Annotated in this window: 28 protein-coding genes; 2 read left to right on the plus strand and 26 right to left on the minus strand. The window is 40.0% G+C overall.

Features of this window, described 5'->3' with window-relative positions:
* Nucleotides 1-4: 4 nt before the first annotated feature.
* The 4 genes from aroB to M1F91_RS03660 are packed head-to-tail and all read right to left on the minus strand — an operon-like array spanning nt 5 to nt 3,772.
* The gene (gene aroB / locus M1F91_RS03645; protein WP_247912683.1) at nt 5-1,072 is read right to left on the minus strand and encodes a 3-dehydroquinate synthase; all 1,068 of its coding nucleotides are present in this window, start codon (nt 1,070-1,072) and stop codon (nt 5-7) included.
* 18 nt (nt 1,073-1,090) lie between these two features.
* Entirely contained in the window at nt 1,091-1,945 is an 855-nt protein-coding gene (locus M1F91_RS03650) for a shikimate dehydrogenase (protein ID WP_247912684.1), read from the minus strand.
* Nucleotides 1,935-2,612: a type I 3-dehydroquinate dehydratase gene (gene aroD / locus M1F91_RS03655; RefSeq protein ID WP_016466646.1), complete on the minus strand. Its 678-nt coding sequence runs from the start codon at nt 2,610-2,612 to the stop codon at nt 1,935-1,937. Before aroD ends, M1F91_RS03650 begins: the two co-directional genes overlap by 11 nt.
* A complete protein-coding gene (locus tag M1F91_RS03660; protein WP_247912685.1) occupies nt 2,609-3,772 on the minus strand; it encodes a class I SAM-dependent rRNA methyltransferase in 1,164 nt (387 codons plus the stop codon). The genes aroD and M1F91_RS03660 overlap by 4 nt, the downstream gene beginning before the upstream one ends.
* 260 nt (nt 3,773-4,032) lie before the next feature.
* On the opposite strand from M1F91_RS03660, the gene M1F91_RS03665 reads away from it, so the two are divergent.
* Nucleotides 4,033-5,484, plus strand: coding sequence for an alpha-amylase (locus M1F91_RS03665; protein WP_247912686.1), 1,452 nt, complete (start codon nt 4,033-4,035; stop codon nt 5,482-5,484).
* Between the two features lie 46 nt (nt 5,485-5,530).
* Here M1F91_RS03665 and M1F91_RS03670 read toward each other — a convergent pair whose 3' ends face one another.
* The 12 genes from M1F91_RS03670 to cdaA form a co-directional block, all read right to left on the minus strand.
* Nucleotides 5,531-6,205: a DnaD domain-containing protein gene (locus M1F91_RS03670; protein ID WP_004252223.1), complete on the minus strand. Its 675-nt coding sequence runs from the start codon at nt 6,203-6,205 to the stop codon at nt 5,531-5,533.
* A gap of 8 nt (nt 6,206-6,213) precedes the next feature.
* A complete protein-coding gene (gene metA, locus M1F91_RS03675; RefSeq protein WP_247912687.1) occupies nt 6,214-7,158 on the minus strand; it encodes a homoserine O-succinyltransferase in 945 nt (314 codons plus the stop codon).
* 194 nt (nt 7,159-7,352) lie between these two features.
* On the minus strand, nt 7,353-7,865 hold the full coding sequence (locus M1F91_RS03680; RefSeq protein ID WP_006148048.1) for an adenine phosphoribosyltransferase: 513 nt from the start codon (nt 7,863-7,865) through the stop codon (nt 7,353-7,355).
* Nucleotides 7,866-7,991: 126 nt separating this feature from the next.
* Nucleotides 7,992-8,585 (minus strand): hypothetical protein, encoded by a 594-nt coding sequence (locus M1F91_RS03685; protein WP_247912688.1) that lies wholly within the window; start codon nt 8,583-8,585, stop codon nt 7,992-7,994.
* Nucleotides 8,585-10,453, minus strand: coding sequence for an ABC-F family ATP-binding cassette domain-containing protein (locus tag M1F91_RS03690; protein ID WP_247912689.1), 1,869 nt, complete (start codon nt 10,451-10,453; stop codon nt 8,585-8,587). The genes M1F91_RS03685 and M1F91_RS03690 overlap by 1 nt, the downstream gene beginning before the upstream one ends.
* A complete protein-coding gene (locus M1F91_RS03695; protein ID WP_247912690.1) occupies nt 10,450-11,649 on the minus strand; it encodes a CCA tRNA nucleotidyltransferase in 1,200 nt (399 codons plus the stop codon). The genes M1F91_RS03690 and M1F91_RS03695 overlap by 4 nt, the downstream gene beginning before the upstream one ends.
* The gene (dapB, locus tag M1F91_RS03700) at nt 11,646-12,413 is read right to left on the minus strand and encodes a 4-hydroxy-tetrahydrodipicolinate reductase (RefSeq protein WP_247912691.1); all 768 of its coding nucleotides are present in this window, start codon (nt 12,411-12,413) and stop codon (nt 11,646-11,648) included. The genes M1F91_RS03695 and dapB overlap by 4 nt, the downstream gene beginning before the upstream one ends.
* Nucleotides 12,414-12,563: 150 nt before the next feature.
* A complete protein-coding gene (locus M1F91_RS03705) occupies nt 12,564-13,412 on the minus strand; it encodes a DegV family protein (protein WP_247912692.1) in 849 nt (282 codons plus the stop codon).
* Nucleotides 13,413-13,416: 4 nt separating this feature from the next.
* A complete protein-coding gene (locus M1F91_RS03710) occupies nt 13,417-13,791 on the minus strand; it encodes a DUF1149 family protein (protein WP_004252208.1) in 375 nt (124 codons plus the stop codon).
* A gap of 66 nt (nt 13,792-13,857) precedes the next feature.
* Nucleotides 13,858-15,207, minus strand: a complete 1,350-nt coding sequence (glmM, locus tag M1F91_RS03715) for a phosphoglucosamine mutase (protein ID WP_247912693.1) — start codon at nt 15,205-15,207, stop codon at nt 13,858-13,860.
* Nucleotides 15,208-15,239: 32 nt separating this feature from the next.
* A complete protein-coding gene (locus M1F91_RS03720; RefSeq protein WP_070677123.1) occupies nt 15,240-16,019 on the minus strand; it encodes a CdaR family protein in 780 nt (259 codons plus the stop codon).
* Entirely contained in the window at nt 16,006-16,863 is an 858-nt protein-coding gene (gene cdaA, locus M1F91_RS03725; protein WP_247912694.1) for a diadenylate cyclase CdaA, read from the minus strand. Before cdaA ends, M1F91_RS03720 begins: the two co-directional genes overlap by 14 nt.
* 132 nt (nt 16,864-16,995) lie before the next feature.
* On the opposite strand from cdaA, the gene M1F91_RS03730 reads away from it, so the two are divergent.
* Nucleotides 16,996-17,964 (plus strand): NAD(P)/FAD-dependent oxidoreductase, encoded by a 969-nt coding sequence (locus M1F91_RS03730; protein ID WP_247912695.1) that lies wholly within the window; start codon nt 16,996-16,998, stop codon nt 17,962-17,964.
* Between the two features lie 33 nt (nt 17,965-17,997).
* Here M1F91_RS03730 and whiA read toward each other — a convergent pair whose 3' ends face one another.
* The 10 genes from whiA to M1F91_RS03780 form a co-directional block, all read right to left on the minus strand.
* The gene (gene whiA / locus M1F91_RS03735; RefSeq protein WP_247912696.1) at nt 17,998-18,909 is read right to left on the minus strand and encodes a DNA-binding protein WhiA; all 912 of its coding nucleotides are present in this window, start codon (nt 18,907-18,909) and stop codon (nt 17,998-18,000) included.
* Nucleotides 18,906-19,883 carry a YvcK family protein gene (locus tag M1F91_RS03740; protein WP_247912697.1) on the minus strand — a complete coding sequence of 326 codons (978 nt, stop codon included), beginning with the start codon at nt 19,881-19,883 and terminating at the stop codon, nt 18,906-18,908. The genes whiA and M1F91_RS03740 overlap by 4 nt, the downstream gene beginning before the upstream one ends.
* On the minus strand, nt 19,880-20,770 hold the full coding sequence (gene rapZ / locus M1F91_RS03745; RefSeq protein WP_006151650.1) for an RNase adapter RapZ: 891 nt from the start codon (nt 20,768-20,770) through the stop codon (nt 19,880-19,882). Before rapZ ends, M1F91_RS03740 begins: the two co-directional genes overlap by 4 nt.
* 51 nt (nt 20,771-20,821) lie before the next feature.
* On the minus strand, nt 20,822-21,202 hold the full coding sequence (locus tag M1F91_RS03750; RefSeq protein ID WP_001140424.1) for a RidA family protein: 381 nt from the start codon (nt 21,200-21,202) through the stop codon (nt 20,822-20,824).
* A 9-nt stretch (nt 21,203-21,211) separates the two neighbouring features.
* A complete protein-coding gene (yihA, locus tag M1F91_RS03755) occupies nt 21,212-21,799 on the minus strand; it encodes a ribosome biogenesis GTP-binding protein YihA/YsxC (RefSeq protein WP_049494688.1) in 588 nt (195 codons plus the stop codon).
* 8 nt (nt 21,800-21,807) lie between these two features.
* Nucleotides 21,808-23,040 (minus strand): ATP-dependent Clp protease ATP-binding subunit ClpX, encoded by a 1,233-nt coding sequence (clpX, locus tag M1F91_RS03760; protein ID WP_247912698.1) that lies wholly within the window; start codon nt 23,038-23,040, stop codon nt 21,808-21,810.
* Between the two features lie 31 nt (nt 23,041-23,071).
* Nucleotides 23,072-23,242 (minus strand): hypothetical protein, encoded by a 171-nt coding sequence (locus M1F91_RS03765; protein ID WP_000442255.1) that lies wholly within the window; start codon nt 23,240-23,242, stop codon nt 23,072-23,074.
* On the minus strand, nt 23,242-23,748 hold the full coding sequence (locus M1F91_RS03770) for a dihydrofolate reductase (RefSeq protein ID WP_247912699.1): 507 nt from the start codon (nt 23,746-23,748) through the stop codon (nt 23,242-23,244). Before M1F91_RS03770 ends, M1F91_RS03765 begins: the two co-directional genes overlap by 1 nt.
* A gap of 127 nt (nt 23,749-23,875) precedes the next feature.
* The gene (locus M1F91_RS03775; RefSeq protein ID WP_247912700.1) at nt 23,876-24,394 is read right to left on the minus strand and encodes a Dps family protein; all 519 of its coding nucleotides are present in this window, start codon (nt 24,392-24,394) and stop codon (nt 23,876-23,878) included.
* Nucleotides 24,395-24,543: 149 nt separating this feature from the next.
* The gene (locus M1F91_RS03780) at nt 24,544-26,325 is read right to left on the minus strand and encodes an ABC transporter ATP-binding protein (RefSeq protein WP_247912701.1); all 1,782 of its coding nucleotides are present in this window, start codon (nt 26,323-26,325) and stop codon (nt 24,544-24,546) included.
* Between the last annotated feature and the right edge of the window lie 3 nt (nt 26,326-26,328).

A 26,328-nucleotide genomic window follows, 5' to 3' on the forward strand; every position in this document is an offset into this window, starting at 1 on the left:
CTCCTTATTTTACTAAGTAATCTTTCATTTCTTCGAGAGAAACTGGGTGAATCATCGCTGAACCAAGCTCAGGTACCAAAACTAACTTCATGGTATTTCCACGCGCTTTTTTGTCATGAGTCAAAGCCTGATAGAGCTTGTCAAGATCCCAGTTTTCATAATCAACAGGAAGACCAAATTTCTGACACATCTCTCGGATGGACTGAGTTATTCCCTCTGGCATGAGGCCTTTGCCTTCGGCTACCTTAGAGACCTGAACCATTCCCATAGCTACTGCCTCACCGTGCATGACTTTTCCGTAACCAGCAGTTGCTTCAATGGCATGGCCAATTGTGTGACCAAAGTTGAGATATAAACGAATGCCATTGTCCAACTCATCTTCAACTACCATCTTGCGCTTGACCTGGCAAGAATGCTCAATCAAACTTTCTGAATGTTCCAAAATACTCTCTACAGAACCATCCATTTCAGATAATATGTCCCAGAGTTCTGGATCTTCAATTAAGCCATACTTGATGACTTCCCCCATTCCTTCAATCAACTCTCTCTTACCCAAGGTCTCAAGAACAGTTGGGTCAATCAAAACACCATCCGGCTGGGCAAAAGTTCCTACCATATTCTTAGCAAAAGGAGTATTCACTCCTGTCTTACCACCGATTGAAGAATCCACCTGGGCTGTCAAACTAGTTGGAATTTGAACAAAGTGAATACCTCGCATATAGGTTGAGGCTACAAAGCCAGCCAAATCACCAACGACACCACCACCTAGAGCTACGATGCCGTCACTGCGAGTCAAGTCTTGCTTAACTAGAAATTCATAAGCCTTTTGAACTGTGGTTAAATTTTTTCGCTCTTCACCCTCTAGAAAGTCAAAAACTGCCACTTGAAAGCCAGCATCCTCTAAGCTCAATTTTACTTTTTCTGCATAGAGAGAAGCCACATGGTTATCGGTAATGATAACGACTTTTTGCGGTTGCCAAAGTTCGCACAACCATTTTCCTGCTTGAGACAGGCATCCTTTTTCAATCTGAATATCGTAAGGATGATGTGGAAGGTCTATTCTAATTTTCATAGCAGGTCTCCTTTTTCTTTATTGGTACTTTTGTTTTAATAATTCCCAGATTTGATCTGTTGGCATTTCCTTGCCTGTCCATAACTCAAAAGCTTCCGCAGCTTGGTAAAGCAGCATGCCAAGGCCATTGATAGATTGATTTCCCTGGTTTTTTGCCCATTTTAAAAACGGTGTTTCAAAGGGTTGATAAATCACATCTGCTACCAAAAGCTTCTCTGGTAAAACGATGCTGGTCGGGATCGGCTGAGAGAATCCATCCATGCCCACACTAGTCGCATTGACCAGGAGGTCGGCTTTAGTGATGCTGTCTTGAAGATCTTGAACATCCTCTAATGCAAATAAATCTACTCTAAATCCAGTCGCATTCTGTATTTTTTCTAAGTAAGGTCTTGTTTTTTCTATGGATGAAGAACGAACAAAGACAGAAATCTGACTCACTCCATCCAAGATTGCCTGTGCCAAAATTGCCTTGGCTGCACCGCCTGCTCCTAACAAAACCAGTCTTTTCCTTGATATTTTAAAAGAAGGCAAGCTCTTAAAGAATCCCTTGCCATCTGTGTTATATCCAATTAATGTTCCTTCTCGATTCACAACTGTATTAACTGCACCAATTAAACAAGCCTCTTCGCTCAACTGGTCCAGATAAGGAATCACTTGTTCCTTGTAAGGCATAGAGAGATTGATTCCATACATCTGGTAGCGACGAATATTAGCAACTGTTTCTGCTAGTTCAGTCGCATCTACTTCCCAAGCAAGATAAACACCATTGGTATTGGTTGCTTCAAAAGCGCTATTGTGAATAAAGGGAGAAATGGAGTGTTTGATAGGATTTGCGACTACAGCTGCTAAACGTGTGTAGCCATTAATCTTCATTTAGAAGCTCCCTAATTTTTTTCATGCTAGATAGTGAAATTTGTCCTGGAGCACTAGCTTCATCTAGACTTGCAAAAGACCAACTAGAACCAGTCACATCTGAAGTAATACGAGAGACCTTGCCCACTTTTCCCATAGAAATCGTTACATATTCTTGTTCAGGATTCAGTGTTTTAAAGCCACGTGTAAAGTTCATCAGATCCAACACATCCTGTTCTGTATTAGCCATAACAGCTATTTTCACAACTTTAGGATTTAAACTTGTTAACTCAGACAATATTTCCATTAGATTTTCAGGTGTCTCTTGGAAGTTATGGTAGCTCAAGACGAGATTTGGAAAGTCCAACATCTGATCAAAAACATCCTTGTAGCTAAAATACTCAAAATCAATATAATCTGGTTGATAAAGCTGTGCCACTTCCTTGATAATTTGAACATACTCTTCTGAAGAGAGCTCAATTTGACCACCCTCAGCACGAGTACGTAAAGTGAAAACAAGCTCACGACCTGCAAATTTTTCAAAAATAGCTGGCGCTACCTGCAAGATAGCTTCCTTGGGTAAGAAGTCTGCTCTCCACTCAATGATATCTGCATCATGATACCGCATAACATCAATAGCCTGAGCCTCTTCTATACTTCTTGGCATGACAGAAACAATTAATTTCATTTACTAACCTTCATGGTAATCACTTTGAGGTAATTACTACTTTCATCTTTTTCATTGTAGACAAAGTCTGCTGGAAGTCCATATTTATGAAGGACCTGATACTTTCTACCTGCAAATCCTTTGTCGATTTGTTCTGTAAATTTTTGACGGGAAACATTAGCCGCATTGGTACTAGCAATAATGATTCCACCTGGGTTTAAAATCTCTAGGCTTTGGGAAATCAACTTATGATAATCCTTAGCTACAGAGAATGTTTGTTTTTTATTTCGGGCAAAGCTAGGCGGATCCAGAACAATCACGTCATAGCTTAAACCTTTTCTTTTAGCATATTTAAAGTATTCAAAGACATCCATGACAAGCAGTCGATGATTGTCTAGACTCAAACCGTTGGCATGAAAATGAGCTTCTGATAGTTCTCTTGAACGTTTGGCTAGGTCTACAGAGGTTGTTTCACTAGCTCCCCCCATAGCTGCAGCGACTGAGAAGGCCGCTGTATAGGAAAACATATTGAGTAAGGATTTCCCCATTGCTAAACCATCAACTAAACTCCCACGAACTTCATGCTGATCCAAGAAAATCCCTGTCATAAGACCATCATTCATAAAGACTTGGTACAAGACTTCATTCTCAAGAACAGTGAAATATTCAGCTGCTTCTTGACCATAGATATGAGCAGACTCATAGTCTAGACCTTTAAAGCGAATCTTTTCATAGGCACCTAGGACTTCTGGAAAAACTTGATTAAAGGCTGCAATAATCTCTTGACGAATTCCATAGATATAGGAGTTATACCAGGAAAAGACAACATAATCTCCATAGAGATCCAGCGTCATTCCACCAAATCCATCGCCTTCTTGATTAAACAAACGAAAGGCAGTTGTCAACTCATCTTGATAGTAGGAAGAACGTTTCTGTTTGGCTTTTTCAAACAAGCTTTCAAAGAAGGTTTGTTTAAAAGAAATGTTCTGGTTAGATATAAACCAGCCAATTCCCTTATTTTGACGGGATAAATAAGCCTTCCCTAAAAATTCTTTGCTTTGGCTGAAAAGTTCAACTTCCTGATCAGTTTCAGATAAATCTGGAAAATCAACTTCTTCCAAAAGAACCTGACCTTTGCGGAGCTTTTTTTCGACACGCCGACTGACGAATACTTTATTCATAGATACAATTATATCAAATTTGTTGAAAATTCACAAAGTAGAAAGTGATTTCTCCATTGATGTCATAGGAACTATCCAAGCTTTTTGTTTCTGCTTGATGATTTCTAAATGAGAATGGTCATTTGTGTTGAGAAATTTCATTCTATTACCGTAAAAATAGACATTCACATCCTGAGGTCTATTTTTGTAGCGCAAACGTTTGCTCATTTGCTTGCTTTGTGGTAAAATGATTCTCAAATTGTTAAGTATGAGGACTATCTATGAAAAATCAAACCCTAATGCAGTATTTTGAGTGGTACCTTCCCCACGATGGACAACACTGGACGCGACTTACCGATGATGCTGAGCATCTTGCAAATCTAGGAATTAGCCACGTCTGGATGCCACCTGCCTTTAAAGCTACCAATGAAAAAGATGTCGGTTATGGTGTCTATGATCTTTTTGACCTCGGTGAATTTGACCAAAAAGGAACTGTGCGTACCAAGTACGGTTTCAAAGAAGACTATCTTCAAGCCATTCAAACACTTAAATCACATGGAATTCAACCTATGGCTGACGTTGTCTTAAACCACAAGGCTGCTGCAGACCGTTTAGAATCCTTCCAGGTTATTGAAGTCGACCCAGAAGATCGCACAATTGAACTTGGAGAACCTTTTACCATCAATGGTTGGACAAACTTTACTTTTGATGGAAGACAAAACACCTACAATGATTTCCACTGGCACTGGTACCATTTCACTGGAACTGACTATGATGCCAAAAGACGGAAGTCTGGTATTTACCTTATCCAGGGAGATAATAAGGGGTGGGCCCACGAGGAATTAGTCGATAACGAAAATGGTAACTATGACTACCTCATGTATGCGGACTTAGATTTTAAGCATCCAGAAGTCATACAAAATATCTACGATTGGGCTGATTGGTTCATGGAAACGACTGGCGTAGCTGGTTTTCGTTTAGATGCAGTCAAGCATATCGACTCCTTCTTTATGCGTAATTTCATTCGTGACATCAAAGAGAAATATGGACAAGACTTCTATGTTTTTGGAGAATTCTGGAATCCAGATAAGGATGCAAACCTTGACTATCTCGAAAAGATTGAAGAGCGCTTTGACCTTGTCGATGTCCGCCTCCATATGAATCTCTTTGAAGCAAGCCAGGCTGGTGCAGACTACGATTTGCGTACCATCTTTAATGATAGTCTGGTTCAAGTCAAACCAGATAAGGCTGTAACCTTTGTCGAAAACCATGATACTCAACGAGGACAAGCTTTAGAATCTACTGTAGAAGAGTGGTTTAAACCAGCAGCCTATGCTCTCATCCTCCTACGTGAACAAGGGCTTCCTTGTGTCTTTTACGGAGACTACTATGGTATCTCTGGTCAATATGCTCAGCAAGATTTTAAAGAAGTTCTTGACTGTCTGCTAGCTATCCGAAAAGATTTGGCTTATGGAGAACAGACGGACTACTTTGATGATCCTAATTGTATCGGTTGGGTTCGTTCTGGAGCTGACAACCAATCGCCTCTTGCCGTTCTTATCTCAAACGCTCAAGAGAATTACAAAACCATGTTTGTAGGTCCAGAATGGGCTGATCATACTTTTGTTGATTTACTTGGCAACCATTCAGACCAAGTAACTATTAATGCTGAAGGTTATGGTGATTTTCCAGTTGCTGAACGTTCTGTAAGTGTTTGGGGACTTACTTATTAAGAACATAAAAAAACTTGCCATAGGCAAGTTTTTTTATTGCTAAATATTAGTCTTTCCAAAGATCCATGGCATTTTTAAAATCAGATGAAACCTGAACATTTTGAGGGTTTGTTGCCTCTCTCTCTTGACGTTTCGCTTCTACCTGGGCTACGCTCCTAATCCCCTCATGACGCCAGTTTCGTAGGATAGCTTGGATATATTTCCAATTTGGTTTTCCATTTAGAACAGCTTCTCGTAAGGCTTCTTTTATCAAATCCGCACTAGTTCCGTCTTCTTTCAAACTCTTTTCCAAGTCTTCAATCTCAAACGGGCTCAATAGACGACCTAGCTCCTGTTGGAAAGTATCTACCAAGCTCTTTAAATCATTTGGGGCAGATTGCACCTGGTTTGGAGCTTGTTTTTCAAACAGTTGGTCTAGGCGCTCCAAGGCAAGAGTTGCATCGAAGATTACTTCTATTTCTCCATTCAGTTCAATGGTTCGGTATTGAAGCAACCCTTTCTCAGTCAATCGTGAAATAGCCTGATTGACTTCAGTGACATTTTTGCCGATTTTTTCAGCAATCTGACTTGGAGACAATTCACCTAAAGCCGTTGTATTCTGTAGGTAAAAGAACTGCCAAACCAAGAAATCATCGCTTGACGAGAACAGTTGATTGTAATGTAAGAGCAGGTCACTCGGTAACACTAAGTTTCCTGATTTGAAAGCATCTAAATATGTCATAATTCCTCTTATAAATATCCAAAATGAGACACATCATCTTCCACACTTTTCCACTCAAAAGGCGTTTCTTGGTACACTGCATAATTTACCCAGTTACTGAAAAAGAGGGCTGCAGATGAACTCCAACGCATACATGGGAGTTCATGAATGTCATCATTTTTGAAATAATTTTCTGGTATATGTGGATCTAAACCAGCATCTAGATCTCTGAAATATTCCTTTGCAAGCGTATCGCGATCATACTCTAAATGCCCAAAGCTATATACTTCTCTCAAATCTCGACTCGCAAGGATAGAGATTCCCACCTCTTTTCCTGATGCTAAAATCTCTAGATTTGTTTTATTCAGGATATCTTCTTTGTGAACTTCTGTATGGCGAGAATGAGGGGATACATATAAATCATCAAAACCTCTCAGTAGAAGATGACCTTCTTTCAAAACATCTTGAGGATAAATCCCAGAAAGCTTCTGGTCCATCTGGTATTTATCTACGCCATAGCGATAGTATAGACCCGCTTGTGCTCCCCAGCAAATATACAGGGTTGAAAAGACATGAGTCTTAGACCAATCGATAACCTTAGTAAATTCCTCCCAATAGTCCACTTCTTCAAAAGGGAGATGTTCAACTGGAGCACCTGTAATAATCAAGCCATCAAAATACTGGTCTTGAACTTCTGAGAAGGTCTTATAAAAAGTCTTCATATGCTCAGAACGAGTTGTTTTCGACTGATGACTTTCCATATATAAAAATTCAATATCTAACTGCAAAGGAGTATTGGCTAAATGGCGTAAAAGCTGAGTTTCTGTAACCATTTTCAGTGGCATCAAGTTTAAAATCAGAATTTTCAGTGGTCGAATATCCTGATGAGCCGCCCGTTGATCATCCATGACGAAAATATTTTCTGTTTGTAAAATCTCAACTGCTGGTAATTTTTTATCAATTCGAATCGGCATGGAAATCTCCTAACTGTATCATACTGGACTCAAGTAACCTGACTGTCATCAAATGGAATAATCCAGTTGATGACACTTCTTCCCTTTATTATACTGTAAGAAGATATAGTTTTCAATTATAGTTTTTCTCTAACTAGATATAGCCTTTTTTTATATCATCATTAAGAGAAAACAGCCCTAGGGACTGTTTTTCATTAATAATGCATCAAAACTTTATAATCGTAATCGCCGATTGCCTCACGACCTTTTAGCTCGTCAAGCTCAATCAAGAAGGCACAACCAGCTACGACACCACCTAATTTTTCAATCATTTCGATTGTCGCTTTAACAGTACCACCTGTTGCCAAGAGGTCATCTACAATAAGAACACGTTGACCTGGTTTGATAGCATCTGCGTGCATAGTCAAAGTGTCAACCCCATATTCTTTTTCGTAGTCAGCTGAAATGACTTCACGTGGCAACTTGCCAGGTTTACGAACAGGCGCAAAACCAATTCCCAACTCAAAAGCGACTGGACATCCAACGATAAATCCACGAGCTTCTGGTCCTACGATCATATCAATCTTTTTATTAGTAGCATATTGAACAATTTCACGAACAGCGTAACTGTAGGCATTTCCATCTGCCATCAATGGGCTAATATCACGGAAAGTAATTCCTTCTTGTGGGTAATTTTCAATACTTGCAATGTAATCTTTTAAGTTCATAGCATTTCTTTCTTTTAAAGTTTTTACTCCCTATTATACCATAATTCCTAGAAAAGCAAAATAGAAAGAGGCCTTGATACTTGGTTCAAGACTTCTCATTTTTTCTTCAATTGTTGCTAGAAGTACTTACTTCTTTTTGCTTTTAGAGTTTTGGTTGCGTTGACGATTTTGTTGGATGCGCCACTCTCGCTCATAGTAGGCCATGGTTTCAAATACTCTACGAGGTAATCCAACATCCAGTAAATAGATTGGGATTTTCAAAACGTTAGAATGTTTTGAACTTGTAAATCTACTTCGAAGACGATACCAGAAAAAGTTGGATTTTAAAAGTTCCTTGTCATAAAACTGAACCTCAATCATATAAAAATCCCTTGCATTTCTACTACCCTTAATTCTCGTGAGAGCAAACTTTTCTACCTGTCCCCAGGAATAAAACTGCCAGTCTTTCTTTGGATATGGTTTATAGAAAAATCCTTGAGCCGTACATTTCAAATACTCTTTATCAGAAAAAAGTAGTCGCAAACGTTGATACAAAATGAAGCCAACGATGATGATTAAGAAACCAATAAAGAGGATTAAGGCCACCAATCCCGCAGGTGCTTCTTCGGGATAGCTCAGCAAAAACGAAAAAATCCAAAGTAGAAGAGCCAATTCTAGTAGATAAAGAATAAGGCTCAAGACGATTTTCTTACTACTCCATTTAATAATTGTTTCTTCCATTATACTAACTCACTTAAATATTCATAGCGTTCATATTTTTCCAGCAAGTCTTCATTTTTCTCGTCTAACTCTTTTTGAAGGGTAGCTAGTTTCCCAAAGTCAGAACCATTTGCTAGCATTTCTTCCTCTATAGAAGAGATGCGGTTTTCCAAGGCTTCGATGTCACCTTCAATACTTGCCCATTCCTGCTTTTCTTGGTAGGTCATCCGTTTTTTCTCTTCACGGACTTTGACGACTTTTTCCTTCTCAACTTTTTGACTTTGTGTTACTGCTTCTGCTTCAAAGGCCTTTTCATCTAGATAATCTGTATAATGGCCAAAGAAAGGACGGATGGTCCCGTCTTCAAAAGCAAGAATCTTAGTTGCTACCTTATCAAGGAAATAGCGGTCATGACTAACTGTCAAGACTGGTCCTGCAAAACCTTGCAAGAAATTTTCTAGAACCGTTAAGGTTGCAATGTCTAGGTCATTTGTTGGTTCATCCAAGAGAAGTACATTGGGTTTTTCCAATAGTAACTTGAGGAGGTAAAGACGCTTCTTCTCTCCACCTGACAGCTTCTCAATCAAGGTACCGTGCGTTGAACGAGGGAAGAGAAATTGTTCTAGTAATTCTGCAATGGATGTCGTAGTACCACCGCTAGTCTTAACCTCTTCTGCCACTTCCTGCAGGTAATTGATAACCCGCTTACTTTCATCTAACCCTTCGATTTGTTGAGAGAAATAAGCGATACGAACTGTTTCACCGATGATAACTTGTCCTTCAGTCGCTTCAAGTCTTCCTGCAATAAGGTTAAGAAGGGTTGATTTCCCGACACCATTGTCCCCGACGATTCCGATACGGTCTTTGGCTTGTACCAAAAGATTAAAATGTTTCAGAATCGGTTTATCGTCATAGGCAAAGGAAACATCCTTAAACTCGATAACTTTTTTACCGATACGGCTAGTTTCAAAATTCATGCTCAAGTCTGTCTCAAGGCTAGTATCTGAAACTTCCTTTTTCAAGTCATGGAATCGATTGATACGAGCTTGTTGCTTGGTCGCACGAGCTTGAGGTTGCCGTCTCATCCAAGCTAATTCTTGTTTGTAAAGTTGTTCCTTTTTGTGAAGAAGAGCTGCGTCACGCTCATCCTGTTCAGCCTTGAGACAGACATAATCTTGGTAATTCCCCTGATACTCTGTTAATCCACCTCTATCCAATTCAAAAATTCGCGTAGAAAGAGCATCTAGGAAATAACGATCGTGAGTGATGAAGAGGACGGTCTTCTTGGAATTCTTCAAGAAAAGTGTCAGCCACTCGATGGTCGCAATGTCCAGATGGTTGGTTGGCTCATCAAGAAGCAAGAGATCATGATTTCCTAAAAGCACTTGCGCCAATTGAACCCGTCTACGAAGACCACCCGACAAAGCTCCAACAGGAGTTGATAATTCTTGAATGCCTAGTTTACTGAGAACAGTCTTGACCTGACTTTCGATTTCCCATGCTTGGAGGGAATCCATCTCCGCCATAACCCGTTCTAAACGAGCCTGCTTGTCCTCACTATAGTTAAGCATGAGCAGTTCATACTCACGTATTAACTGGATTTCCTTCAAATCACTTGATAAGACAGTATCCAAGACAGTCTTGCTGTCATCAAAATCTGGATCCTGAGTCAAATAACCAATCTTGTAATCACTCTTTGCTGAAAATGGGCTTACGTCACCATCAAAACCTGAAACACCTGAAAGCACATCTAGAAGGGTCGTTTTCCCAGTTCCGTTGACACCGATAAGACCGATACGATCCAAGTCATGGATAATAAAGGAAATATCCTTAAAAACAGTCTTATCACCAACTGATTTGCTTAGTTTTTCAACGATAAAATCACTCATTTTCTCTCCCTTAAGTATGCATGAATGGCTTCCACTTCATTATCTAGATTACCATCCACAATAGCGTACTCAATTTCCTCTAAAACATCTCCTAATTCTGGACCTGGATGATAGCCATATTCCTTAATAAGAATGCCACCATTAATTTGCATTTCTTTCTTATCATGAATAGTCAAGCTCTCGTAGGTTTCTGTGATCGCTTGTGGGTTGACTTCCTTCCCTTGAGCTCTGCGAAGATTTTCAGCCTGTAAAAGCAAGTCCAAATCAAAACGGTAACAATCACGTTTACCTAGTTCCCCTTCTTCTCGGAGAGCCAAAATAGACAGCAAATCCTGTACCTGCTTGGCAAATTGGCGTGAAGTCTTCCAATGTTTCAAAAATTGTTGAGCATCTTCCACTTCTAAAACCCATAAAAGTGCAGCCCAAGCTTGCTCAGAAGATTCAAAAGTAAAATCTTTTTCTAAATCAAACAAAGACTGGAGTTTTTCCTGACTGCCTACCATATCTGGAAGATAATCATAAGCTTGACTCTCAATCATAGATGATAAACCTACTCGCCAATAGGGAGCCAGTAAGAGCTTATCAAACTCGACAAAGGTGCGCTCCACAGAGATTTTATCTAAGAGTGGCGTTAAGGCCTTCATCGCTTCAAACGTTTCTTGCTCGAGTTCAAAGCCAAGACTAGCCTGAAAACGAAAGCCACGCATGATGCGTAGCGCATCTTCGTTGAAGCGTTCACTAGCTACACCGACAGCTCGCAGGACTTGATTTTCTAAATCTTTGAGACCATCAAATAAATCGACGATTTCCCCTGTCTCATCCAAGGCAAAGGCATTGACTGTGAAATCTCGGCGTTTGAGATCTTCTTCGAGTGAACGAACAAAAGAAACAGAACTTGGTCTCCGATAGTCTACATAGACATCCTCTGTTCGAAAAGTGGTGACTTCGTACTCTTCATCTCCATCTAAAACCAAAACGGTCCCATGCTCAATGCCGATATCAGCTGTGCGTGGAAAAATCTGCTTGGTCTCTTCAGGATAAGATGAAGTCGCGATATCCACATCATGGATGGGACGATTAAGAAGGGCATCCCTAACAGAGCCACCCACAAAATAAGCCTCAAATCCTGCTTCTTTAATTTTTTCTAATACTGGTAAAGCCTTCTGAAATTCAGAAGGCATTTTTGTTAATTTCATAATAAGTGTTCTAATCCATAAACAAGCTCATGACGCTTGACAACTTCTTTGATTCCCAAATTCACCCCTGTCATGAAGGAGCTACGATCATAGGAGTCATGACGCAGGGTCAATCCTTCTCCTTGATTTCCAAAAATAACTTCCTGATGAGCTACCAAACCTGGTAAACGAACCGAATGGATTCGCATACCATCAAAGTTAGCTCCACGTGCTCCCGCAATGAGTTCTTCCTCATCGCTAGCACCTTGTTGAATAGACTCACGAACTTCAGCCATCAACTCAGCTGTTTTGATAGCTGTCCCGCTCGGCGCATCTTTTTTCTTATCATGGTGAAGTTCAATAATCTCCACATTTGGGAAGTATTTTGCTGCCTGTGCTGCAAATTGCATGAGTAAGACAGCACCCAAGGCAAAGTTAGGAGCAATCAAGCCACCCAAGCCTTTGGAACGAGACAATTCTTTTAATTCTTCGATTTCCTGACTGGTGAAACCTGTCGTTCCTACTACTGGAGCAAAGCCATGTTCAAGAGCAAAGCGTGTATTCTCATAGGCGACAGCTGGTGTAGTAAAGTCCACCCAAACATGGGCATCAAAGCCTGCTAAGTCATTTTTATCATTGAATACTGGAATTCCTTGCCATTCAGATGCAAACTCAAAAGGATCCAAAACAGCTACTAGTTCAAGTTCAGGATCAGACAAAACCATCTGACAAGCAGATTGACCCATTCTTCCCTTAAAACCAGCAATAATCACTCGAATACTCATCTTTACTCCTATCTAAGATACAAAGGACGTTAGCTGCCCATGAAAAATAGGGAATGGCGCTGACTTTCCACGAAAGGCAAGACAGGCATCTTTTTTCAAGAGGCAGATAGTCCGTGTTCAATTTTAAGATACAAAGCCTGCAAGAACAATTTAGACAATTGGTGTATAACCTAAAGCAATACTTCCTTCTCCAAGGTGAGTCCCAATAACACTACCGAAGGTTGCAATTGAAATGTCTGTAGCTACTCCACCGTCTAACAAAAGCTGAAGCAAATCAGCTGCTTTTTGAGGAGCATTCCCATGAATTACAGTAATCTGATAATTTCCATTACTTGTTACTTCTTTGACAATTTCAACCAAACGTTTTGTTGCTTTCTTCTCTGTACGAACCTTCTCATAAACTTCGATAACACCTTGGTCATTGAAATAGAGGATTGGTTTAATGCTAAGAAGATTCCCTAAAATAGCTGCGCCATTTGATAAACGACCACCTTTAACCAGATGATCAAGGTCATCTACCATGATAAAGGCAGAGGTATTTTCAATCTGTTCGGTTAACTTATCTAGTATAGACTGGAAATCATCTCCCTGCTCAGACCATTGAAAAACACTTTCTACCATGAAACCTAGAGGGGCACTTGTAATACGAGTATCAGGAAAAGCAATGGTTAGATCTTCAAACTCATCCGTCATATACTGGATATTCTGGTGAAATCCTGAGATTCCAGAAGAAAGGAAGAGACCCAAAACATGAGTATAGCCTTTTTCTTTTAATGATGATAAAATTTCATCCAACTTTGCAATACTTGGTTGACTTGTTTTAGGTAGTTCAGATGAACGAGCCATTTTTTCATAAAATTCTTGAGCGGTTAGATTTACACCTTCAACATACTCCTGTCCGTCGATATTCACAGGAATGTCAAGCACAAATAAATCTTCTTTCCGCAAGGTTTCCGCTTGTAGAAAAGCAGATGAGTCTGTTATGACCGCTAATTTCATTCTTTTAAAACTCCAAATTAATTCCTGGTAAATCTAGTGCAATTTCCGTTACTTCATAAGTCAAACGGTTTAGCATATCCAAAGAAGGACGAGCAAGCGTCTCAACTTCTTCTTGACTAAAGTCACTTGGTTGATCTACGATACGACCTTCAACGTGGTTGACTTGAGAAATAGTACCACTGATAACAAATTTATCAAAAACAATCATAAAGCTCAAAACAACTACGAGAGAAGTCACCTGATTTTCTTGGTCATGTTGAAGTAGTTGGAAGTTCACATCAACCTTTGTTTCAGGAATTCCGTTCTCATTTTCCCATTCAAAGTTACGAGCATCAAAGTGATACTGACTTACAAATTCTTGTTCACGTTTTAAATTCATCATATTCTCCATGGTTACAATTTACTTTGACATTGTAACATATTTTCTTATTTTCTGCTAACTTTCCTAAATTCCGATTTCTGCTTTCACAACTTCAGCAATGGTATCCACATAGTAATCTACTTCTTCAGTTGTTGGTGCTTCAGCCATGACACGCAAGAGTGGCTCAGTTCCACTTGGGCGAACGAGAATACGTCCGTTACCTGCCATCTCTTCTTCCATCTTATCGATAATAGCCTTGATAGCTGGTACTTCCATGGCTTTGTCTTTCATGGTGTTTTCCACACGGATATTAACCAATTTTTGTGGGTAAATTGTTACTTCTGAAGCCAACTGAGATAAGCTCTTACCTGTTTCTTGCATGATCTTAGTCAATTGAACTGCTGACAACTGACCATCACCAGTTGTATTGTAGTCCATCAAGATAACGTGACCTGACTGCTCTCCACCGAGATTGTAGCCTGATTTTCTCATTTCTTCAACTACATAGCGGTCTCCAACAGCAGTGACAGCTTTATTAATGCCTTCACGATCCAAGGCTTTATGGAAACCAAGGTTGGACATAACTGTTGTTACAATTGTATTTTGTGCCAATTGACCTTTTTCAGAAAGGTATTTACCGATGATATACATAATCTTATCACCGTCGACAATCTCGCCGTTTTCATCTACTGCAATCAAACGATCGCTGTCCCCATCAAAGGCTAAACCAATGGCTGATTGATTTTCTTTTACAAGTTCTTGCAAGGCTTCTGGATGAGTCGAACCAACATTCAAGTTAATGTTCAAACCATCTGGAGTTTCTCCAATGACAGTAATTTGAGCACCCAAATCTGCAAAAATTTGACGAGCACTTGTAGAAGCTGCTCCATTTGCAGTATCCAAGGCTACCTTCATCCCTTCAAGAGCTGTTCCAGTTGAAACCAGGTAGGCTTCATACTTGCGTAATCCTTCTGGGTAATCAACAACAGTACCTAATCCTTCAGCACTTGGACGTGGGAGAGTATCTTCACTGGCGTCAAGCAATGCTTCGATTTCTGCTTCTTTTTCATCGTCTAGCTTAAAGCCATCTCCACCAAAGAATTTAATCCCGTTATCAAGGGCTGGGTTGTGGCTAGCTGAAATCATGACACCTGCGCTCGCTCCTTCAGTTTTCACCAAATATGCTACTGCAGGCGTAGCAAGTACACCAAGTTTATAAACGTGAATTCCCACAGAAAGAAGACCAGCAATCAAGGCTGCTTCTAACATTTCCCCTGAAATACGTGTATCGCGTCCAACAAAAACCTTAGGCGCTTCTGTCGCATGTTGACTGAGGACATATCCTCCAAAGCGACCCAATTTAAAGGCCAATTCTGGCGTTAATTCTACGTTTGCTTCTCCACGGACTCCGTCCGTTCCAAAATATTTACCCATTTTATCATTCCTTTTCTAGTATAATGTTTATTTTAAGATTCTGACTTCGTCTCTGCTGCTGTCGTTGAAGAGTTTTCAGTAGATGAAGTATTACTTGTTGTGGTTGTGCTACTTGTTGTTCTTACAGCTTTGGTCGTTACTTTCATAGTAGTTTCAAAAGGTGTAATCACTGTTGGTAAGACAGCTCCATTTTTATCAACAGCTTGCAAAGGAACTGATCCAGAATAGTTCCCTGTAATCTGTTCACTCGTTGGTAAAACTGCAACAATCCGATCAATCTTAGATAGTGTATCCGCATCACTAGTTACTGAAACTTTTTCATCAGAAACAGTAACACGTTCGATTATAATCTTCTCATCAATTTGACTAGAATCAATTTGAGGTACAACAGGTACATTATCTCGAGTAACTTTCTTACCAATCTTGACTGTGATCTTTTGTGGTGTTGCTACAGCTGTCAAACCACTTGGAAGATTTTCAATGGTCAAGGGGACTTCAATCGTTCCTTCTGTAGCTTGCGTCAAATCAGCAGTCACTTTAAATTTACGAGTGCTCTCTTGCATCTCACTAGCCAAGGTGACTCGATTCGAACCCGTCAAAAATACCGTTACTTCTGAGCTGAAACCACTGATAAAATACTGCTCACTATCATACTGAATATCAATCGGTACATTGACTACTGTATTGGTATAGGTTTCAGTTTTAGTTTGTCTTGCGTTGGTATTGTTTTGATAATTGATTGATGTTGCATAGATAAACAGGACACATGCAAAGAGGAGTGAGGAGATGATATAAAGACTATTTCTTTTCATTATTCCAGCCTCCTAATAGACGTTCTTTTAAGCTTAGTTCTTGTTCATCCTTAGGTATCAGAATACGACGTAGCTCTTCCTCGAATTCTTCCAAACTTAGATCATGTTTGAAGACACCGTTATAGGTGATGGATATACCTCCAGTTTCTTCAGACACAACAAAAGTAAGGGCATCTGAAACTTCTGATAAACCTATGGCTGCACGGTGACGAGTTCCGAACTCTTTGGAAATACCTGTGTTTTCAGTCAGTGGTAAATAGGCAGAAGTTACTGCAATCCGATCTCCACTGATAATGACTGCACCGTCGTGGAGAGGCGTATTAGGGATAAAGATGTTAATTAATAACTCAGCAGAAATCTTAGCATCCAAAGGAATTCCTGTAACGATGTACTCCTGCAAGGTTCTCACACGCTGAACAGCTACCAAAGCTCCAATCTTTCGCGGGCTCATATACTCAACCGATTTTACAAAAGCCTGTACCATCTGCTCTTCTGAACTTATAGGAGTATTTGAAAAGAAGTCCGTAGCTCGACCTAATCGTTCCAAACCTGTCCGAATTTCTGGAGAAAAGATAACAACCGCTGCGATAACTCCATAGGTAATCAATTGGTTAATCAACCAGGAAATAGTCGTCAAGCCCAAAAAATTAGCCGCAATCTGAGCTAAGATAAAAACTAAAACGCCTCGAACCAGAATCATAATCTTGGTTCCTGCAATTGATTTTGTAAATTGATATAAGATATAAGCGACGATTAGAATATCAATCACATTTATCGCAATACTCCAAGGACTGGAAAATAAACTAGACCAGTATTGAAGATTAGATAATTGCTGAAAATTCATCCTGTGTCCCCTCTCCAAAAAAGCTTCTCTTCATTATACCATTTTTAATGGAAATTTTCTCCCCCTTACCTCATTTTAAATTGGCAGAAAATATGATAGAATAAAATGATAAAAATGAAATAAGGAGAAACCATGTCTGAATTATATGATATTACCATCATAGGGGGTGGCCCAGTTGGTCTTTTCGCTGCCTTTTATGCAAATTTACGTCAAGCTAAAGTACAAATCATTGACTCTCTTCCTCAATTAGGTGGCCAACCTGCCATTCTTTATCCTGAAAAACAAATTCTTGATGTCCCAGGTTTCCCAAATCTCACTGGTGAAGAACTAACTAATCGTCTCTTAGAACAACTAAAAGGTTTTGATACACCAGCACATCTCAATGAAACTGTTCTTGACATTGAAAAAGAGAATGATGTATTTAAGATAACAACTACTAAAGGTATTCATAGTAGTAAAGCTGTCATTATCGCTATGGGTGGAGGTGCCTTTAAACCGCGTCCACTTGAACTGGATGGTGTTGATAGTTATGAAAATATCCACTACCACGTTTCTAACATTCAACAATATGCTGGCAAGAAAGTAACAATCCTGGGTGGAGGAGACTCTGCTGTGGACTGGGCCTTAGCTTTTGAAAAGATTGCTCCAACTACACTTGTTCACCGTCGAGATAACTTCCGTGCGCTTGAACATAGTGTCCAAGCACTTCAAGAATCATCTGTTAGCATCAAAACACCATTTGTGCCAAGTCAACTTCTTGGAGATGGAAAAACTCTTGACAAGCTTGAAATCACAAAAGTCAAATCCGATGAGACTGAAACTATTGAACTCGATCACCTCTTTGTCAACTATGGCTTCAAATCATCAGTTGGTAATCTTAAAAACTGGGGACTTGACCTTAACCGTCACAAGATTATCGTCAATAGCAAGCAAGAATCAAACCAAGCTGGAATTTACGCTATCGGTGACTGCTGCTACTACGATGGTAAGATTGACTTGATTGCAACAGGTCTTGGTGAAGCACCAACTGCTGTCAACAATGCCATTAACTACATTGACCCTCAACAAAAAGTACAACCAAAACACTCTACAAGTCTATAAGAAAAGAACCACGAATCATATGATTCGTGGTTTTTACAGTTCATCAGCAATTTTATTAATCTTTCTCAGTCGATGATTGACACCACTTTTTGTGAGTGGATTTGTCAAGCTATCTGCCAATTGCTGGATAGAATAATCTGGATGTTGGATACGCAAATGCGCTACTTCCTGCAAATCTGCTGGAAGATTATCCAAACCAATTCTATCTTTGATTTTACTGATATTGTTGATGGTTTTCATGCTCGCAGAAACCGTACGAGCGATATTAGCTGTCTCTGCATTATTAGCACGATTGAGATCATTCCGAGTTTCTCGGAGAATCTTGACGCCTTCAAAAGTATCTCTCGCCTCCATGGCTCCCACTAAAATCAGGAAATCCATAATATCTTCCGCTCGCTGAAGATAGGTCACCGCGCCCTTTTTTCGTTCGATAACCTTTGCATCTAGCAAGAACTGCTGCAAGAGCGAAGCAATCCCTTGGGCGTGGTCTAGATAAACAGAACTTATTTCTAACTGATACTTGCCTGACTCGGGATCTCTGATACTCCCATTTGCTAAAAATGCACCACAGAGATAGGCACGACCTGCTTCCTCATCTCCTAAAATATCTGGATCAATCCCTGTTTCCAAACCAAAGAAAGAATCGGCCAAACGCAAATCTGCTAAAAGTTCCTGGACTCGCTCATCTGTAAAAACAGTATAGACACGATTTTTTCTAAGATTACTTCTCTGGTGGTGACGAATCTCAGACTTGATGCCATAAAAGTGCAAGAAAGATTCATAGAGATGACGAGCCAATTTAGCATTTTCTGTAATGACGGACAAGGTCAAACCAGAGCTCGATAAACCAATACTACCGGACATCTTGATAATAGCTGACAATTCATGACGACTCAGGTGATGCTGACTTAAAATTTCTTCTTTTACTGCTACTGTAAAACTCATTTTCTCACCTGTATGATATGCATGAGCTCATCTACGATTAAATCACCATCGTGAAAGGCTCCCCCATTTTCCAAGCGAAGAAAGTTGGATGAAATGACACGTGGGACTTGCTTACGCAAACCTTCAAAATCATGCTCAACCTGCACCAAATACTCATCAAAACGGTTGGTATCCATATAATCCCTCGGAACCTTTTCGATGTTAACAAGCACAGTATCGATAAATGGACGGCCCAAATGACGATGCAAAACTTCTACGTGATCACTGTCTGAGAAATGCTCTGTCTCTCCACGTTGAGTCATAATATTGCAGACATAGGCAACCTCTGCCTTAGTTTCCAGAAGTGCCTGACCAATTTCTTCAATAACAATATTTGGCAAGATGGATGTAAAAAGCGATCCCGGTCCCAAAACAATCATATCACTCTCAAGAATCGTATTGACGACTCTGCGACTTGCCTGCGGTTTTTCATCATCTAGAGTGTTTGTCACATAGACATGGTCAATCATACCTGGATGATCTGCAATGTGACTTTCCCCAGCAACTTCTGAACCATCTTTAAAGACAGCATGGAGTGTCAAAGGATGGTCACTTGATGGGAAAATCTTCCCTGTAGTATGGAAGAATTTACTCAGCAATTGCATGGCATTATAGGTCGAACCCTGCATTTCAGATAATCCAGCTATGATAATGTTTCCTAATGGATGACCAGCAAAAGCACCAGCATCCTCTGAAAAACGGTATTGAAAGACCTTTTCATAAAACTTAGGCATATCAGACATGGCTACGAGGACATTGCGAAGATCCCCTGGAGGTGTCAACTGTTGAATATTCTTACGCAATTCACCTGAAGAACCTCCATCATCAGCAACAGTTACAATAGCTGCAATGTCGACATCCTTTTCCCGTAGACTATTTAAAATAACAGGGATTCCGGTTCCTCCACCAATCACCGTAATCTTTGGTTTTCTCATGAACGGTTTACCGTTTCCTTTCTTCGGTCTTTATCACGATGACTTTCATTTACAGGCCAACTTTTAGATAGGTCAGTTGCTAAACGCTTGGCAAAAGCTACACTTCTATGCTGTCCACCAGTACAACCAATCGCAATAGTTAAGACTGATTTGCCTTCTTTTTTATAGCCTGGTAGGATTGGTTCAACCAAGGCTAACAAATGACGGTAAAAATCTTCAGATTCTTCATGGTTCATGACATAGTCATAAACTGCCTGGTCCTCACCTGTCTGATTACGAAGTTCTGGCAAATAGTATGGGTTTGGTAAAAAGCGAACATCAAATACCAAATCTGCATCAATTGGAATGCCATATTTAAACCCAAAAGACATGACCTCGATACGGAAGGACTGTGTTTGTTCTTGGTCTGAAAATTGCTCTGCAATAGTCTTGCGAAGTTCACGAGGAGTTAGTTCAGTAGTATCAACCACATTTTGGCTCATATTTTTTAATGGGGCTAAGAGTTCGCGTTCCAGCTTGATACCGTCCAAAATACGACCATCTGCTGCAAGAGGGTGACTTCTTCTAGTTTCCTTATAACGTGCCACCAATTCCTTATCAGCAGCATCCAAAAAGAGGATTTTGAAGTCCAAATCATCTTGGTTTTCCAATTCATCCAAGACAGCCTGAATCTCTGAGAAGAAAGAGCGGCTTCGCATATCCACCACTAGGGCTAACTTGTGGTCGTCATCCTTGGTCTCTACCAACTGCAAAAACTTTGGCAATAGAGCTGGTGGCATATTATCAATCGTAAAATATCCTAAATCTTCAAAAGATTGAATGGCTACGGTTTTCCCTGCACCACTCATCCCTGTTACAATCACCAAGTGAAGTTGTTTCATTGTCATCATAGTCTCCTTATATTAAAAGAAGTTTGGAAGAACCAAACTTCAACTCGCTTATCCAATCTCTGCGATGACTTCAATTTCGACTTTTACATCGCGAGGAAGACGAGCTACTTCCACAGCTGAACGAGCTGGAAACTCCTTGTTAAAGGCTGTTTGGTATACCTCATTGAAAGGTACGAAGTCGTTCATATCACTCAAGAAACAAGTTGTTTTAACAACATGGTCAAAATCTGTGCCTGCTTCTGCCAAAATAGCTCCAATGTTTTTCAAAACTTGTTCAGTCTGTTCTTGAATCGTTTCTCCTACGATTTCTCCAGTTTCAGGAGATAAAGGAACTTGACCGCTAGCAAACAAAAGGTTCCCAACGATTTTTCCTTGAACGTAAGGTCCGATTGCCTTTGGAGCTTTATCTGTATGAATTGTTTTTGCCATATGTATTCCTCACAATTTTTCTAAAATAGCATCCCAAGCTTGATCCATTCCTGCTTTTGTTACGGATGAAAAGAGGATAAAGTCATCACTTGGATCAAAGTTTAATTTCTTTTTAATAGCTGATTCGTGCTTGTTCCATTTACCACGCGGAATCTTGTCTGCCTTGGTCGCCACAATGATGACAGGAATCTCATAATATTTAAGAAATTCGTACATCTGTACATCATCTGCTGACGGATCATGACGAAGGTCAACGAGACTAACCACTGCTCGAAGATTTTCTCGAGTGGTTAAGTACTCCTCAATCATGCGTCCCCATTTTTCGCGTTCCTTTTTGGACACACGGGCATAACCGTAACCAGGCACATCTACAAAACGCATCTTATCATCAATATTAAAGAAATTAAGTAGTTGTGTTTTCCCTGGTTTTCCAGAGGTACGAGCTAGATTTTTACGATTGAGCATGGTATTGATAAAGCTCGATTTACCAACATTTGAGCGTCCTGCAAGAGCAATTTCAGGGAGTTCATCCTGCGGATAGTGGGACTTATTGGCAGCACTCAATAAAATCTCAGCATTGTGTGTATTGATTTCCATAGTCACCTCTAGGCTGTCTCTAGGATTGGCTTAGCTGTTCCATCAACTGCTTCTTTTGTGATACGAACTGTTTTCACATTTTCTTGACTTGGAACTTCAAACATAACATCTAGCATGGTTTCTTCGATGATTGAGCGAAGACCACGTGCTCCAGTTTTACGTTCAATAGCTTTGTTAGCAATCTCTTGGAGAGCCTCATCGTCAAATTCAAGCTCTACATCGTCATATGAAAGCAAGGTCTGGTATTGTTTAACCAAGGCATTTCTTGGCTCTTTCAAAATGCGAACCAAGTCATCTACTGTCAACTGCTCCAAGGCTGCAAAGACAGGCAAGCGTCCAATTAATTCAGGAATAATACCGAATTTCTGAATATCTTCTGCAATGATTTCTTGCATGTATGAGCTGTTTTCGTCAATAGCCTTGTTATTTTGTCCGAAACCAATGACTTTTTCACCAAGACGCTGTTTGACAATTTCTTCGATTCCATCAAAGGCACCACCCACGATGAAGAGGATATTCTTGGTATCTACTTGAATCATTTCTTGTTGTGGATGTTTGCGTCCGCCTTGAGGTGGCACGCTAGCTACAGTTCCCTCGATAATCTTGAGGAGGGCTTGTTGCACACCTTCACCAGATACATCACGCGTGATAGAAACATTCTCGCTCTTCTTAGCAATCTTGTCGATTTCGTCTACGTAGATAATTCCACGTTCTGCACGTTCGATGTTAAAGTCAGCTGCTTGCAAGAGTTTGAGGAGGATATTTTCAACGTCCTCACCCACATAACCAGCTTCAGTAAGAGCTGTTGCATCAGCAATGGCAAATGGTACATTCAAACTTCTAGCCAGAGTCTGAGCAAGGAAAGTCTTCCCTGATCCAGTTGGGCCAATCATTAGAATGTTTGACTTTTGCAAATCCACATCTTCAGTCTCTTCACGAGTGTCATGGAAATTGATGCGTTTGTAGTGGTTATATACAGCCACTGCCAAAGCACGTTTGGCACGATCTTGACCGATCACATAGTGGTTCAAAATATTTAGGAGTTCGATTGGTTTTGGTACCTCAGACAAGTCCGCCAAAACTTCCTCAGCCAACTCCTCACGAATAATTTCCTGAGCCAACTCCACACATTCATTACAGATAAAGGCATTGTTCCCAGCAATTATTTTTTTAACTTCTTCTTGGCTTTTGCCACAAAATGAGCAATAAACCATCATATCATTTTTCCTATTTGTAGACATGATTCCCTTCCGTTCTAACTATTCATTCTATCTAAAATAAGGTCATATAAAAAGCATGAATGCTATTCACCAAGTTTGTGAAAGCATTTAGCCAAAGCAGAGTAGCAAGTCCAAAGCGCTTTTTACGAAAAGCGTGTGTTCCAGCTACAAGACAGACAGCACACAAAAGAGCTGTAAAAAATCCAAAAATACTACGCTCCATTAGACTTCCTTTCTCTTTCTATATTCGACGGTAAAATCATAGACATTTTTCTCATCTTTGGAATAAGATTTGCTTGCAACAGTCTCAAAAGCAGTCAAGTCAAAATCTTCTGGGAAATAGGTATCCCCTTCAACTTGAGCATGAATTTGTGTCACAATAATCTCATCGAGATAAGGTTCAAAAAGCTGAAAAATCTGCTTGCCACCAATGATATAGAGATTCTTAGCCTGATGATGATACCAGTCTAAAACATCCTCGACATTTTGGAAAACCAGTGCTCCTTCAATTGACTCTTCGGGATTGCGCGTCAAAATTAAGGTTTCACGTTCTGGAAGCAATCGTCGCCCCATCCCATCAAAGGTTACACGACCCATTAAAATGGCATGATTCAAGGTTGTTTCTTTAAAATGTTTTAACTCTGCTGGCAAATGCCAAGGTAAACGATCCTCTTTCCCGATCACACCCTTTTCATCTTGAGCCCAAATGGCTACGATTTTCTTTGTCATGCTTTCATCCTTTTCATTGATAGTTCTATTTTATCAAAAAACTTCAAAAAAGACTGTTTTGGAATGCCCTCCTGAATAGAAAAAATCCGTAGAAAACTTCTACGGATTTTTAGAAAAATGCAGTATCTTACAAACCAGGTGCTTGTCCTAATTCTGCTGCAAGCATCCAAACTGTTTTTTCAAGGTCAGCTTTAGCACCAACGAAGATATCATTGGTTACATCATCACCTTCATCATCTGTTACATCCAATGCTTTTTGGAAAAGAGTGATAAGGTAACGATAAATTTCAAGGACACGTTCCAAACTTTCTTCTACGTTGCGGAATTCTCCAACACCTTCTTCGATTTCACTGTGTTGAAGGAATTCTGTCAATGTAGAGTAGGGTTTGCCACCAAGAGTGATCAAGCGTTCGCTGATTTCGTCAAGGTAACCATCAAGACTGTCCATGTATTCATCCATCTTAGGATGCCATACCATAAAACCACGCCCACGCATGTACCAGTGTACTTGATGAAGAGCGATATGCGCTACGTACAAGTCAGCTACGGCTTGATTCAAGACTTCTTTCGTTTTTACTAGCGTTTCAGGAGCTGTCTTAGATAATGTTGTTACGTCTTTTAATGCATCTTTTTTCAATTCTACCATTTTTCTCACCTCATAATATTATTTTTGTAACCATATTTATTGATTACTACCTCAGTATACTACACCTAGTAGACAAAAGCAAGAAAATTAACCCATATTAAAAAAGTTGTAATTGACTGATAATTTAAGAAAATGAGTGGCTATTTACCCTAGCTATTTTCTCTGTTTTTACTAGAAAATTGACTTTGATAAAGATCATAATAGAAACCTTTCGCAGCCAAAAGACTTTCATGATTTCCTTGTTCGATAATCTGCCCATCTTTCAGCACCAAAATTTTGTCAGCTTCCTGAATAGTCGAAAGTCGATGGGCGATAACAAAGCTTGTTCTCCCCTTCATCAAACGTTTCATAGCCTTTTGAATCAAGAGTTCTAAACGAGTATCGACTGATGAGGTCGCTTCGTCCAAAATTAAGATTTTAGGATCCGCCAAGAGAGCACGCGCGATAGTTAACAACTGTTTTTGCCCAAGAGAAATATTACTTGACTCTTGGTTCATTTCCATGTTATAGCCACCAGGAAGGGTGCGGATAAAGTGGTCAACATTGGCCGCCTTAGCAGCTTCAACGATTTCTTCATCTGTTGCCTCAAGATTTCCAAAGCGAAGATTTTCCTTGATACTGCCTTCATAGAGCCAGGCATCCTGTAGGACCATACCAAACTGTCGACGATAGTCCTGACGAGACAAGTCACGAATATCTTGGCCATCCACTAAAATGGCACCAGCTGTCACATCGTAAAAACGCATGAGAAGGTTAATCAAGGTTGTTTTCCCTGCTCCAGTAGGTCCAACGATAGCTACCATCTCTCCAGGTTCAACATCTAAATTAAAATTGCGAATCAATGGTTTGTTTTCCACATATTGGAAATCGACATTTTTGAAACTAACTTGGCCTGTCAATGGTGCTAGTTCTTTCACTTCAGCAGTTTGGACTTCTTCCTGTTCATCTAGAACTTCGAAGACACGATCAAGCGAAGACTTAGCACTTTGCATTTGCCCTGCTAATTGAGTAATATTTTGGATCGGTTGGCTGACTTGCCACACATACTGAACGAAGGCCTGCATATTACCAATCGTCAAGCGCCCTGCAATAACCTGCAATCCACCTAAGACAGCTACAATTAAGTAAGTTAAATCAGACACGATGTGAAGAGCAGGCATCATCAAACCTGAAATAAAGCTCGCCTTAAATCCGACTTGTTGCAATTCATCCGTAATCTTTTCAAATCTCTCTTGAGAGTTTTCTTCGCGTCCGAAAAGTTTTAAAACATTGAAACCTGTCAAGTTTTCCTGTACAAATCCATTCATACGTCCCAATATAGCTGCCTGCTGTTTAAAGTATGGCTGCGAACGATTTAGAATTGTTTTGGCTCCAAAATAAGTCACTGGAATCGACAAGATAACAATGATAGCCAACTGAAGATTTAGATAGAGGACCATACCCATAACAAAAATAATGGTAAAGACTGCATTAACAATCTGTAAGAAGGATTGTTGGAGTGCATTAGATACGGTCTCTACATCACTAGTAAAACGTCCCAGCAAATCTCCAAATTGGTGCTTGTCAAAGTAAGACACAGGGATGCGGTTGATTTTTTCGCTCATTTCATTTCGCAAATCCTGTATCATAGACTGGACAGCATTGGTCATGAAATAGTTTGAGTAATAAGAACCCAACTCATAAAAAAGGCCACGCAAGAGATAGATCACCAGAATCACCGCGATATAGCTAGTATTAATACCTGCTCCTGCGACACCATTTGCCATGGCAAGGAGGTTGCTGGTTAACTCAGTGATAGCAAGCCCCAATATGAATGGCTCGATAACACTCATTATGACGCTGACTATTTTCAAGAAGACTGCAAAGAAAACAGAGAAACGGTAGGCTTTTAAATAGTTCCATAGACGAGCTAGACTAGATTGTTGTTTCATCCT

The sequence above is a fragment of the Streptococcus sp. oral taxon 431 genome (assembly GCF_023110115.1).
In the GTDB taxonomy this organism is placed as follows: Bacteria; Bacillota; Bacilli; order Lactobacillales; family Streptococcaceae; genus Streptococcus.